Genomic DNA, 12801 nt, shown 5'->3' with positions numbered 1-12801 from the left:
CCAGCCCGCCTCCGCCTCCTGAAAAGAGAGGACTGTCAATGAGCGATCCGCAGGCACCGGTCTGGGACGCGATCGGCGGGGTGTCCCGCTTCGCCGCCTTGGCCACGATGGCCGAGCTGGGCTGCGCCGACCATCTGAAGGACGGACCGCTGAGCGTCGACGAACTCGCGGCGCGCTGCCGGGCGCACCCGCCCGCGCTGGCCCGGGTGCTGCGCCAGCTCGCCGCCATGGGCATCGTGGCGACGACGACGCCCGGCGTCTACGCGCTGACCGAGGCGGGCGCCACGCTCCGCACCGACGCGCCGGGCTCGTTGCGGCCCGCCGTACGGATGATCGCCGAAGAAGGCTTCTGGTACGGCATGGGCACGGTCGCGCAGACCGTCAGCACCGGCAGGTCGGCCTTCGTCGAGCGGCACGGGCCCCTCTACGGATATCTCAAGGACAATTCCGAGGCCGGCCGCCTGTTCGACGATTACATGGTGGCCCGCGCCCTGCCGTTCGCGGAGGCTGTGGCCTCCCGTTACGACTTCTCCGGCGTGCGCACCCTCGTGGACGTGGCCGGTGGTAAGGGTCACATTCTGGCGGCGGTCCTGAAAGCCCATTCAAATGTGCGGGGAATTCTGTTCGATTTGGAACAGGTGGTCCCGGGTTCCCGGGAGTACTTCGCGGAGGCCGGTCTTGAAGATCGGTGTAAATGCGTCAGCGGTGACTTTTTCACTTCGGTGCCCGCCGGCGCGGACGCCTACATGCTGGGCAGCGTGATCCACAACTGGTCCGACGAGGACGCCGTGCGGATCCTGCGCAACATCCGCAACGTCATCGCCGACGACGGCCGGGTGCTCCTGGTGGAGTTCGTGGTGCCGGACGACGACAGCGCCCACATCAGCAAGGACGTCGACATGCGGATGCTCGCCCTGTTCGGCGAGGGTATGGAGCGCAGCGTCTCCGAGTACGGCGAACTGCTGGGCAAGGCCGGGTTCCGGCTCGGTCGTCAGGTGGAACTGCCGGGCGGCGCCGGCATCGTCGAGGCCCTGCCGATCTGACCGCCCCGCTCGACCGGCCGGCGATCCGCCGGGCCGGTCGGATCGGCCCGGCGGATCCGGGTGTCGCAAGGGCCGGTGACGCGGAGGCACGCGTCACCGGCCCTCGACGCTCCAGGAGGCCCGCTCGTTGAGGAACCTGACGTCCATGTCGGTGATCCGGCGCTGGCCCGCCGCCATTTCGGCCAGTTCTTCAGGGGTGAGCACCTCCGAGATGTCACCGAAGCCCAGCGGCGCCCTCGCGGCGACCGTCGCGAGCGTCCGCTCCATGGGCATCTCCCGGTTGGCCAGGACAAGAGGGGTGGTGGCGGTCCTTCTCTCCTCCTCGTAGGCGACCAGGCCCTCGGTCGGGCCGGACAGGGCCAGGGACCGGGCGAGCACCCGGGCGTCGAGCACGGCCTGCGATCCGCCGTTGGATCCGACCGGATACATCGGGTGGGCGGCGTCGCCGAGCAGGGTCACCCGACCCCGGCCCCACGACCGCAGCGGATCCTTGTCCACCATCGGGTATTCCAGGATCCGTCCGGCTCCCCTGATGAGCTCCGGTACGTCCAGCCAGGGGAACCTCCAGTCCGCGAAGTGCGGCAGGACGTCCTCCAGCCGTCCCTCCCGCGACCAGTCCGCGACCGGGACCGGCCCGCCCTCGGCCACCTTCACCTCCGCGACCCAGTTGATCCGGGTCCGGTCCGGCGAGATCGGATAGGCCACGAACTTGCAGGACAGGTTGGACCCCGCGACGGCCAGCGTGGCCCCGTCCAGGAACGGCCCGCTCGCCGTGATCCCCCGCCACATCCGGACACCGCCCCACAGCAGCGGCCCGTCGTCCGGATGCAGCCGGGCCCGCACGGCCGAGTGGATGCCGTCGGCGCCGACCAGCACGTCGGCGGCCACCTCGACCGGATCGCCCGTGCGCACGTCCATGAACGAGACGATGACCCCTTCCGGCCCCTCGACGACGTCCCGGAAGGTCAGGCCGGTCCTGACCGCCTCCTCACCGAGCCGGCGGCGCGCCTCGGCCAGCAGCGACATCTGCAGCACACCTCGGTGCACGGAGTACTGCGGCCAGCGGTAGCCGGCCGCTCTCCCCCTGGGCAACGCCAGGATCGTGCCGCCGAAACGGTCGGTGTAGGTCTGAAAGCTGGTCGGGACGCCGATTCGCGCGAGTTCGCCGCCCAGCCCGAGTTCGGTGAGTTCCCTGACGGCGTGGGGCTGGATGTTGATACCCACGCCCAGCGGGCGCAATTGCGTGACCGCGTCGACGACCAGGCATTCGATTCCGGCGGCGTGAAGGCTGAGCGCGGCGGCGAGACCGCCGATCCCCGCACCGACGACCACTACGCGCATGCGTCCCTCACAATCCGGCCGCGAATTCGCAGAACCGATATACACCGAAGATCATAACTCATCGCCTTATGTCTTGCCTTAATTGTTGATTCCGGCCGACTTGCGTCGGGGAATGGCCTGATGAAATCACCATGGCCGAGCCGAATTACCTCCGCTAGAGTCACTTTCACTTCAAGGCCACGGGGACGGGGACCATTGGGCGCGCCGGCCCGTTCCCATTCCACTCATGAAATTCACGACCCGCCCGAAGGAGAGTTCATGAGAGTCGGACGTGCCTGCCTGGCCGGCCTGGTGGCCGCACTGCTGCTCAGCGCGTGCGGCGGGGCGGGCACCGGCACCGCCCGCCCCGCGACCGGCGACGGACCGGAGAAGACCGAGATAACCGTCGGCGTGGTGCCCGTTCCCTCGGCCGCGTCGCTGTTCATCGCCATCGACAAGGGTTTCTTCAAACAGGAGGGCCTCACGGTCAAGACCGAGACGATCCAGGCGCCTCAGGCCGTCATGCCGAAGATCCTCAACGGTGGCATCGACGCCTTCCTGACCAGCTACGTCTCCCTGATCGCCATCCAGGACTCCGGGGTGACCAAGCTCAAGATGCTGGTGGAGTCCCAGCAGGCGGCGCCGGGCGTCAACGGTGTGATGATCACCGGAGACTCGCCGATCAAGGAGATCAAGGACCTCAGGGGCAAGAAGATCGCGGTCAACGTGGTCAAGGCGCTCGGCGAGGTGACCATCAGCGCCCACCTGAAAGCCGCCGGTCTCGCCCCCACGGATGTGAGCTTCGTGCCCGTGCCCTTCGCCGAGCAGCTCGCCGCCCTGCGGGCGGGCCGGGTGGACGCCGCCTGGATGACCGAGCCCTACATCTCGGCCGCCAAGAAGGACCTCTCGGCCCGCCTGCTGATCGACACCCTCACCGGCCCGACCGAGGGACTGCCCCTGGACGGCTGGGCGGCCAGTGCCGCGTGGGTGTCGGCGAATCCGAAGACCGCCGCCGCCTTCCAGCGCGCTCTGGGCAAGGCGCAGAAGCTGGCCGCCGCCGACCGGACCGAGATCGACAGGGTGGTCCCGCGCTACACCAGGATCCCGGCCGACGTGGCGGCCAAGATGACCCTGGCCACGTTCAGCACCTCGCTGGACGCCGCCCGGATCCAGCGGGTGGCCGACCTCATGTCCGAGTTCGGGCTGACCAAGACCAAGATCGATGCCACCGCCCTCGTCGCGCGATGACGGCTTCCGCCCGGACACCGGGATACCGCGCCGCCGGAAAGCAGCACCGAAAAGCCCCACGGAGAGCACCGCAGAGAGCACCGCAGAGAGCACCGTCAGCGGCGCGGCCGTGCCGTAGGGGACCCGGCCCTGCCGGCCGTAGGGGGCTCGGCCCTGCCATGAGAAGGCACGGCCCTACGGTGAGAAGGCGCGGCCGTACCGTGAGAGGGCGCGAGCGTGCCGTGAGGAGGCGCGAGCGTTGAACCTGCGCAGGGTCCGCCGGGGCGTCGCCGGTGTCGCGGTGTTCCTCGCCGTGCTGGAGACGCTCGGCCGCACCGGGCTGATCGACCCGCTGCTGCTGCCGCTCGCCTCCACCGTGACGGTCAGGGCGGCCGGGCTCGTGATCGACCCGTCCTTCCTGTCCGGCACGGGCCACACTCTGCTCGCCTGCGGCGGCGGGCTGCTGCTCGCGGTGGCGATCGCCGTTCCGGCCGGGCTGCTGCTGGGCACGGTGCCCGTGGCGGAGAGCACGCTGCGCCCGCTGATCGAGTTTCTCCGGCCGATCCCGTCGGTGGCGCTGATCCCGCTCGCCCTGTTCCTGTTCACCGACGGAGCGCAGGCCAAGGTCGCGCTCATCGTGTTCGCCGCGTCCTGGCCGCTGCTGATCAACACGATGTACGGCCTGCGGGAGGTCGACCCGGTGGCCAAGGACACCCTGCGAAGCTTCGGCTTCGGCCCGCTGGCGGTCGTGGTCCGGGTCGCGCTGCCCAGCGCGGCCCCGTTCGTCGTCACCGGCGTGCGGATCGCGAGCTCGGTCGCCCTGATCGTGGCGGTGAGCGTGGAGCTGGTCGCGGGAGGCACGGGAATCGGCACCTTCCTCAGCGACGCGGCGGCCGGCAACCAGCGGGAGGTGATGCTCGCCGCCGTCGTCTGGACCGGCGTCATCGGCCTGGCCGTCAACACCCTGCTGGTCGCGGCCGAGCGCCGGCTGTTCCGCTGGCACGGGGCCGGGGCCGGGGAGTCCGGGTGAGAGGCCTGCCGGCCCGGTGGTGGATCGTGCCCGCCACGCTCGCCGCCTGGGAGCTGCTGACCCGCCGGGCCCAGGCGGTCTACTTCCCGCCGCCCACGGTGATCGTGACCCGCCTGCACGAGATGTGGTTCTCCGGGCCGGCCACCCGGCTCTTCCTGACCGACGACGCGCTCGGCAACGTGCTGCCCAGCCTGGGTCGGCTGCTGCTCGGCTGGAGCGTGGCGTGCCTGGCCGGGATCGTCGCCGGAGTCACCGTCGGCCGGTCGACCCGGCTGTCGGACTACGCCGGCCCGCTGATCCAGCTCGGCCGGTCCATCCCCCCGCCCGCCCTGCTGCCGATCTTCCTGTTGCTGTTCGGCGTGGGAAGCCCGATGCAGGTGGCCGCGATCGTGTTCGGCGTCACGTGGCCGGTGCTGATCAACTCTGTGGACGGCGCCCGCTACGTGGACCGCGGCTATCTGGAGACCGCCCAGGTCTTCGGGGTGAACCGGGTCCGGCGGCTGCTCCTGGTCATCCTCCCGGCCGCGGCTCCGAAGATCTTCGCGGGCCTGCGCCTCAGCGTCTCGCTCGCCCTGATCATGATGATCGTCTCGGAGCTGGTCGGCAGCACCGAGGGCATCGGTTACCGGATGCTGGTCGCCCAGAGCGAGCTCGACATCCCGTCGATGTGGTCGGCGATCACCCTGATCGGCCTGCTGGGTTTCGTCCTCAACACGGCGTTCCTGCGGGTGGAGCGGCGTGTTCTCGCCTGGCACCTGGCCAGGACCTGACGCGGCCGCCCCTCTCGGCTCCCGTATCGGCGGAGGGTCCGGGCACGCGGCGGAACGGGCACGGCGTGAGACGCACCAGGGGTTCGCGGGTGGGACGCGCACGGCGAGGACGCACCCAGGGCACGGCGCGGGACGGGCACGCGCGGGCACGGTGCGGCCACGGTGTGGGGCGCGCCGATCGAGGGCGCGCCCCACACCGTGGCTTCAGACCCGCAGGGTGAGGACGTGCTCGACCAAGGTGATCAAGGTCGTCTTCACGGCGTCGCGGGACCGGGCGTCGGTCCGGACGACGGGAATGTGCGGGGAGATCGTCAGAGCCTCCCGCACCTCCTCCTCACCGTGGATATGTGAGCCGCCGAAGCCGTTGAGGGCCACGACGAAGGGCAGGCCGGCCTCCTCGAAGTAGTCGATCGCCGGGAAGCTGTCGGCCAGCCGCCGGGTGTCGACGAGCACGATCGCACCGATCGCGCCCTTGACGAGGTCGTCCCACATGAACCAGAACCGGTGCTGACCCGGCGTACCGAACAGGTACAGGATCAGGTCACGGTCCAGCGAAACCCGGCCGAAGTCCATGGCCACCGTGGTGGTCCGCTTGGTCGGGATGTGCGAGAGGTCGTCGACCTCCGCACTGGCCTCTGTCATCACCGCTTCCGTGGTCAGCGGCATGATCTCGGAGACCGCGCCGACGAAGGTCGTCTTGCCGACACCGAATCCTCCGGCGACAACGATCTTCGTTGACGTCATTCCGGCGTCAGAGCCTGCGAAGCCCACTGAGCACCCTTTCAAGCAAGTTGAGATCCGGCTTTCCGGCATCCAGTGACGGCTGGTGGATCTGCACCAGGCCCTCGGCCGCCATGTCCGCGATCAGGACCCGGGTCACGCCCAGCGGCATGCGCAGCAGCGCGGAGAGCTCCGCCACCGAACGCACCTGCTGAGACAGCGAGATGATCGCCTGATACTCCGTGGAGAGCGTGCCCGTATCCACGCTCACGAACGTCGCCGAGGAGACCAGCGCCTCGAGTGCGAGCTGCATCCGAGGGGCGGTCCTTCCCCCGGTCACAGCGTAGGGGCGAATCAGACGATTTCGCCCGCTCTTGGCCTGAGACGTGTGCGGGGTTTCCTCCCCCGGTCCACGCCATCCTGGTGCGTCCATATCACCTCCCTATCGCTGAGCTGACTGCAGCTCAGCTCGAAGAGCGGGCGTGAGCGCCTGTCCGGCACGCTCCGCCAGCAAAGTCATCTGGTAGGCCACCAGACCCATGTCACAGTCCGGTGAGGCCAGTACGGCGAGCGCGGAGCCGTCGCTGATCGACATGGTCAGCAGAAGGCCCCGTTGCATCTCGATCACGGTCTGGGCGACAGGGCCGCCCTCGAAGACCCGGGAGGCTCCCTGGGTGAGGCTGATCAGGCCGGCCGTGATCGCGGCGAGCTGGTCGGCGCGGTCCTTGGGAAAACCCTGCGAGTAGGCCAGTGGAAGGCCGTCCGCGGACACGATGACCGCGTGGGCGACCCCGGGCATCTCCTTGACGAACTCGGTGATCAGCCAATTGAAGCCGCGCGCGGCCTGACTGAGTTGGTGGTTCACTGCTTCTCTCCCTCGACGGCGTTGGACCGCTCGTTCATCTCAGCGCGGCCCTGCCGTACGCCTTGCTGGAAACTGGACAGACGACTGCGCACCCGCTCCGCCGAGATCGGGGGCATCGCCGGCGCCGGCGCCGCCGGAGCCGCCGAGGCGGATCCGGGGACGAGGTTCGCCTTGGGCACCCGCTTGGGCAGACCGGCTCCGGTCGTGCCGCCCTCCACGGGCTTCTTGGCCACCTCGGCGGCGGCCCAGCCCTGATCGGCGGGGGTGCTCCACGGCTGCCGCTGGGCGGACTGCGAGCTCTGCCTGGGCTGCCTGACCGGCAACGGCTGGGCGACCTCCTGAAGCGGCTGTGCCTGCCGGTCCAGCGGCCGTTGCCTGACCGGAAGCTCGGTGGATTCGAGGGCGGGTTCGGCGTCCTGTACGGGAGCGCCCTCGACGGAGGAACTGCTGCGGAACCAGTCGGAGCCCACCGCCGCGAAGATCGGCAGGAACACCTCCGGATCCGCCTCCGTCGCCGACACCTCCACCGCGGGCAGGTTCTGGGTGCTGTCCACCGCCTCCTGTTGCGGCGGCGTCCACGGGTCGACCGGCGGCACCTCCGGCCAGGACGGCGGGAACGACGGCTGCGAGAGCGGCGCCGCGGGCGGGGTGGCCGGAGGCGCCGGGACCGACGTGAAGGGCGACGACCACAGGTCCTCCACCGCGGAGGCCGACACCACCGGCGCCGACCAGAGGTCGGACGTCGCCGGAGCCGGGGGCGGCGGGGCGGGGGTCTCCGGCAGCGAGGGCGCCCGGTTGGCGGGTCCTCGCGTGGGGAGGGAGCCGAACGTGTTCGAGCCCGACACGGTGCCGAACGGGTCGGGCTTGGGCCCTGCGCCGAACGGGTCCGGATCCGGCATGGAGCCGAACTTCGGCATGGAGCCGAACTGCGGCTGCGACGGGATCTGCCCGGCCAGCGACATCTCCGACATCCCGGACTGGGCCACCACCTGCACGGGGAGCATGACGACGGCGCTCAGGCCGCCCACCTCCGGGCGGCGGAGCTGGACGCGGATGCCGTGGCGCATGGCCAGACGGCCGACCACGAACAGGCCCATGCGGCGGGAGACCGACAGGTCCACCGCCGGAGGCTCCGACAGCCGGCGGTTGGCCTCGGCCAGTTCCTCGTCGCTCATGCCGATGCCCGCGTCGGTCACCGCCAGGATGATGGCGCCCGTCTCGTTGCCGTTGCTGCTCACCGTGATCTTGGTGTCCTGCGGCGAGAAGAAGATGGCGTTCTCGACCAGCTCGGCGATCAGGTGGACGATGTCGTTGACGGCCGAGCCGATGATCGAGGTGCCGGCCTCCACCCGGAGGGCCACCCGCTCGTAGTTCTCGACCTCCGACAGCGAGGCGCGCACGACGTCGCTCAGCGGGACCGGCTCGCTCCACCTGCGGCTCTGCTCCTGGCCGGCGAGGACCAGGAGGTTTTCGGAGTTGCGGCGCATGCGGGTGGCCAGGTGGTCCAGCTTGAAGAGGCTGGCCAGCCGGTTGTCGTCCTGCTCGCCCTGCTCCAGGTCGTCGATGAGGTCGATCTGGCGTTCCACGAGCGACTGGGTGCGGCGGGAGAGGTTGACGAACATCGCGTTGACGTTGCTTCGCAGCCGGGCCTCGTCGCCCGCCAGCCGGATCGCCTCGCGGTGGACCTCGTCGAAGGCTCGGGCCACTTCCCCGATCTCGTCCCGGGAGGCCACTCCGATGGAGGGCACCTCGATGTTGGGAGCCAGGTCTCCGGACTCGCGTAGCGCGCGGACGGTCTCGGGCAGCCGGGTGTCGGCCACTTCGAGCGCCTCGCTGCGCAGCGTGCGCAGCGGGCGGACCAGCGTGCCGGCCACCCAGGCGGTGACGAGCAGGATCATGATCAGCAGGATGAGGATCGCGGCACCGGAGACGGTGGCGCTGCGCTGTTCGGCGCTCTCCAGTTCCTTACTGCGGGCGACGACCGCGGCCGCGATGCCGCGCTCGACGGTCCGCATGCCGTCCACCATCGCGGTGGAGGAGCTGAACCAGTTGCTGATCTCGTTGCGCGTCATGAGGGTGAAGGGCAGCGGCTTGGACTCGCGCATGCGGGACCGGATCAGCGCGGTCGTCGAGTCGGCCCGGTCGATCTTCGGGCCGCTGACCGTCTCGTCGAAGCGTTTGATATCGGTCGGAGAGGCGGTCGCCCGGAAGAAGGCCAGCTCGCTGAGCTGGCTCTGATGGGCGCCCAGGAACAGAGCGGGGTCGTCGAAGTCGAACTTGTGCTCCTGCAGGCCGACGAGCAGGACACCTCGCTGGACGGCGACCTGCTCCTTGGCCCGGGTCAGCGCGCCCAGCGCGAGCGCGTCACCGATCAGGCGATCGTCGCCGCCGCTGCGGCTGAGGTCGTCGTGGAGGGTGATGAAGTCGCTGATCATCCGCGTGTAGATGCTGAGGGTCGCGCGCGGGAGCACGCCGGACTCCATGGGCTTGCGCAGGCCGCGCAGCCCTTTCAGCCAGCGGCTCACCTGGGAGGTCTCGGCGAGTACGCGGCTCCCCTGCCCCTTCTCCAGGGTGTCGATCGACTTCTGCACCTGCGCGCTGACCTGGTCGACCGCCTCGCGCTGCTGCTTGACCTTGAGGAGCCGGGAAGGACGGTGCCTGTCGGCGATGTACCAGGCGGTGAGGTCGCGCTCCTCGCCCATCTCGTGGGAGAGGGTGCCGAGCTGCTCGACGAGCGAGGCGACCTGGGTCATCTTGTGGTACTCGTCGGCCCTGGCCAGCGAGCTGGTGAGCTGGATGCCGGACAACCCCACGGCCGCCGCCGTGGGAAGCAGAATCAGCGCGACCAGACGGGGACGCACACGCCAGTTCGACGGCAGGAGACGGCTGCCCACCCCTGACGCACGGTGGCTCCGGCGGTCTTGTGTCATCACTGGCCTACGTAACCCCTCGCCGGGTGCGGATGCGGCGAAAGCAATTTGAGCACATCCTTTATGTCACTTCGAATGGAGTAAAGCTTGACAAATCCCCACAAAAGGGATATTTGTCCCATCGTTTCAGGCGGGCCGGAACGATTCTCTGGCCTCGGGAGCCTGATGTTTGATCATCAGATGGCGCGTCACGGAGTACTCCTGGACGGCCTCCTGGCTCATGTCCTTGCCGAATCCGCTTCCCTTGACCCCGCCGTGCGGCGCTTCAGATGCGATCGGCAGGTGATCATTGACCCAGGTCACCCCCACATCGAGGCGATGCGAGACGCGAAGCGCCCGGGCCACGTCACCGGACCAGACCGAAGAGGCTAGACCGTAAGGGGTGTCATTGGCCAGCCGTATCGCCTCGTCCTCTCCATCGAACGGCAGGGCGACCAGCACCGGCCCGAAAAGCTCACCCTGGACGATCTCGCTGTCCTGCCGGGCGTCGGTGATCAGCGTCGGCGGGTAGTAGAAGCCGGGACCGTCCAGCGCGGCGCCGCCGCAGAGCACCGAGGCGCCCGCGGTGCGGGCACGCTCGACGAAGCCGTGCACGCGCGCCCGGTGCCCGGCGGAGATCAGCGGGCCGATGTCGGTCGGCTCGTCCCAGGGGTCGCCCACCGTGATCCGCCCCAGCGTCGCGTGAAGCGCCTCGACGGCCTCGGCGTAGACCTCGCGGGAGATGTAGACGCGGGTCGCGGCCGTGCAGTCCTGGCCGGTGTTGTAGGTCGCGCCCATGGCCACTCCCCTGGCCATCTCGGCCAGGTCCGCGTCACCGAAGACGAGCGCCGGGGCCTTGCCCCCGAGCTCCAGGTGGACCCGCTTCAGCGAGCCGGTCGCCCCGCGCATGACGGCCCGGCCCGTCTCGGTGGAGCCGGTGACGCTCACCATGTCCACACCCGGGTCGGTGACCAGGGCCTCGCCGACCTCGGCGTCGCCGAGGACCACCTGAAGCAGCCCCTCGGGCGCTCCAGCCCGGGAGAAGAGCTCGGCCAGCCGGAGCGTGGTGCCCGGCGTCTGCGGGGCGGGCTTGATGACCACCGCGTTGCCCGCGGCGAGGGCGGGGCCGAGCTTCCAGACGGCCATCACGAGAGGGAAGTTCCACGGGGCGATCGACCCGACGACCCCGACCGGGCGGCGGACCAGCACCGAGGTGTAGCCGGAGCTGAGCACCCCGGCCCCGGTGCCGTCCAGCGAGCGGGCCGCACCGGCGAAGAAGCGGAGGTTGTCGACCGCGAACGGCAGCTCGCCGTCACGGAACACCGCCGCGGGCTTGCCGGTCTCGGCGACCTCCAGCCGGGTGAGCTCTTCGGCGTCGGCCTCGACGAGGTCCGCGAAGCGCAGCATCACCCTGGCCCGCTCCGCCGGGGTGGCCCTGCCCCACTCCTCGTAGGCCGCCCGTGCCCGCCGTACGGCCTGCGCCACCTCGGCGACCGGGGTGTCCGGCGCCTCCCGCAGGAACTCGCCGCTTGCCGGGTTGATCAACTTGCCCATGGAACTGACTTCCCTCGTGATGGTGGTGCTCAGAGTTCTCAGGCTCCGGCCTGCTCGATCAGGTCGGCCGCCTTGCGCAGGCCGTCGCGGCGGCGGATCTCCTCACCGGCCGCCGCCAGGCGCTCACGGAGCCCGGCGTCGCCGAGCAGCCTGTCCAGCGCGCCGGTCAGCTCCTCGTCGGTGAAGGTGTAGGTGGCCAGGCGCACGCCGTAGCCGAGCTCGTGGATGCGCTGCGCGTTGTCGTACTGGTCCCAGAACAGGGGCAGCAGGATCATCGGCTTGCCGAGGTGCAGCGCCTCGGTGACGGTGTTGTTGCCGCCGTGCGTGATCACCAGATCGACCATAGGAATGATCTTGGTCTGCGGGACGAACTCGGCGCCCCACATGTTGTCGGCGAGCTTGATCTCCTCGTGCAGGGGACCCTTGGAGACGATGAAACGGTACGGGGTGGCGCCCAGCACGTCGATGACCCGCTGCATCAGCGCGACGTCCGCCGAGCCGAGCGAGCCGAGCGAGAAGTAGACCAGCGCGCCGTCCCGCTCGGCCAGCGACGCGGGCAGCTCGAAGCCGCCGTCGGTCTCGCGGACCGAGGAGTCCAGGCGGTGCCAGGAGTCGCCCAGCGGCCGGGCGCCGGTGTAGTCGACGATCTCCGGGAAGACGTAGAGGTTCAGGTCGCCCTCGTGGATGAAGTCGAGGTCCGGCAACGGCCGGGCGCCCTGGGCGACGACCCACTCGTTGAAGGCGGTCCAGACCTCGCGGTGGGTCCGGTCGTACTCGGCGCGGAAGGCGTCCCACTCGGACCGGTCGTCGGCGGGCAGGCCGGAGAAGACCGGGGCGACGCCCTCGCCGCGCACCTCCAGCGGGTTGCAGGAGACGATGCGGACGAACGGCTTTCCGGCGGTGAGCAGCGCCGGGAAAGTGATCACATTGTCCTCGACGATCACATCCGGCTGAACGCGCTCGATAATCTCCTTAAGCTGCGGCTCGCAGTACTTGACGCCGTCGATGAGCGCGTCCCAGATCGGCTTGGTCACCGTCTCCAGCTGCGCCGAAGTCGCCTTCCGATATTCCGGCGCGGTGTCCCGGATGAAATCCTTCCAGAACTGCCCGGGGTCCTGCTCCTCCTCGGCCGGCGGCGCGAGATCGACGAGGTCCTCTTCGAATCCGAGAGCCTCCAGCTTTCCCTTCCATGAGGCTTCAGCTGCGAAAACGACCCGGTGGCCACGCTTGCGGAGAATGTCACCGATACCGATGCAGTTGTTCGTCGGCCCGTAGGCGCTCTCCGGCATGAACAGGATCGTGAGGGACATCGCGCCTCCAGGTGAGAGGAAATTCCGGCTTTGAAGAATGGTTCAATTCTCAG

11 protein-coding genes are annotated in these 12801 nt (G+C 69.6%); 4 read left to right on the top strand and 7 right to left on the bottom strand.

All coding sequences use genetic code 11. The annotated features are described in order from the left end of the window. Positions 1-38 precede the first annotated feature (38 nt). Positions 39-1043 (top strand): methyltransferase, encoded by a 1005-nt coding sequence (locus ACQPYK_RS10065; RefSeq protein ID WP_433253446.1) that lies wholly within the window; start codon positions 39-41, stop codon positions 1041-1043. Positions 1044-1136: 93 nt separating this feature from the next. Here ACQPYK_RS10065 and ACQPYK_RS10060 read toward each other — a convergent pair whose 3' ends face one another. Then, on the bottom strand, positions 1137-2384 hold the full coding sequence (locus ACQPYK_RS10060; RefSeq protein ID WP_433253444.1) for a flavin-dependent oxidoreductase: 1248 nt from the start codon (positions 2382-2384) through the stop codon (positions 1137-1139). A 258-nt stretch (positions 2385-2642) separates the two neighbouring features. Between ACQPYK_RS10060 and ACQPYK_RS10055 the strand changes: the two genes are divergently transcribed. From ACQPYK_RS10055 to ACQPYK_RS10045, 3 genes are all read left to right on the top strand, one after another. Next, complete coding sequence (locus ACQPYK_RS10055; RefSeq protein ID WP_433253442.1) at positions 2643-3611, top strand: ABC transporter substrate-binding protein; 969 nt, start codon at positions 2643-2645, stop codon at positions 3609-3611. A 238-nt stretch (positions 3612-3849) separates the two neighbouring features. Beyond that, entirely contained in the window at positions 3850-4620 is a 771-nt protein-coding gene (locus tag ACQPYK_RS10050) for an ABC transporter permease (RefSeq protein ID WP_433253440.1), read from the top strand. Then, entirely contained in the window at positions 4617-5390 is a 774-nt protein-coding gene (locus ACQPYK_RS10045) for an ABC transporter permease (RefSeq protein ID WP_433253438.1), read from the top strand. The genes ACQPYK_RS10050 and ACQPYK_RS10045 overlap by 4 nt, the downstream gene beginning before the upstream one ends. A gap of 204 nt (positions 5391-5594) precedes the next feature. Here the strand turns inward: ACQPYK_RS10045 and ACQPYK_RS10040 are convergent, their stop codons facing one another. The 6 genes from ACQPYK_RS10040 to ACQPYK_RS10015 form a co-directional block, all read right to left on the bottom strand. Continuing rightward, positions 5595-6134: a GTP-binding protein gene (locus tag ACQPYK_RS10040; RefSeq protein WP_433253436.1), complete on the bottom strand. Its 540-nt coding sequence runs from the start codon at positions 6132-6134 to the stop codon at positions 5595-5597. Between the two features lie 7 nt (positions 6135-6141). Further along, a complete protein-coding gene (locus ACQPYK_RS10035; RefSeq protein WP_031158898.1) occupies positions 6142-6423 on the bottom strand; it encodes a DUF742 domain-containing protein in 282 nt (93 codons plus the stop codon). A 129-nt stretch (positions 6424-6552) separates the two neighbouring features. After that, positions 6553-6975, bottom strand: a complete 423-nt coding sequence (locus tag ACQPYK_RS10030; protein ID WP_012888544.1) for a roadblock/LC7 domain-containing protein — start codon at positions 6973-6975, stop codon at positions 6553-6555. Then, positions 6972-9836, bottom strand: a complete 2865-nt coding sequence (locus ACQPYK_RS10025; RefSeq protein ID WP_433253434.1) for a sensor histidine kinase — start codon at positions 9834-9836, stop codon at positions 6972-6974. Before ACQPYK_RS10025 ends, ACQPYK_RS10030 begins: the two co-directional genes overlap by 4 nt. Before the next feature lie 195 nt (positions 9837-10031). After that, positions 10032-11438: an aminobutyraldehyde dehydrogenase gene (locus ACQPYK_RS10020; protein WP_433253432.1), complete on the bottom strand. Its 1407-nt coding sequence runs from the start codon at positions 11436-11438 to the stop codon at positions 10032-10034. Between the two features lie 38 nt (positions 11439-11476). Continuing rightward, entirely contained in the window at positions 11477-12748 is a 1272-nt protein-coding gene (locus ACQPYK_RS10015; RefSeq protein WP_433253430.1) for a glycosyltransferase, read from the bottom strand. Positions 12749-12801 lie beyond the last annotated feature (53 nt).

Source organism: Streptosporangium sp. CA-135522 (genome assembly GCF_050949235.1).
Lineage (GTDB): Bacteria > Actinomycetota > Actinomycetes > Streptosporangiales > Streptosporangiaceae > Streptosporangium.
The sequence above is the reverse complement of the archived record's forward strand: the minus strand, read 5'-3'. Positions and strand labels throughout refer to the sequence as shown.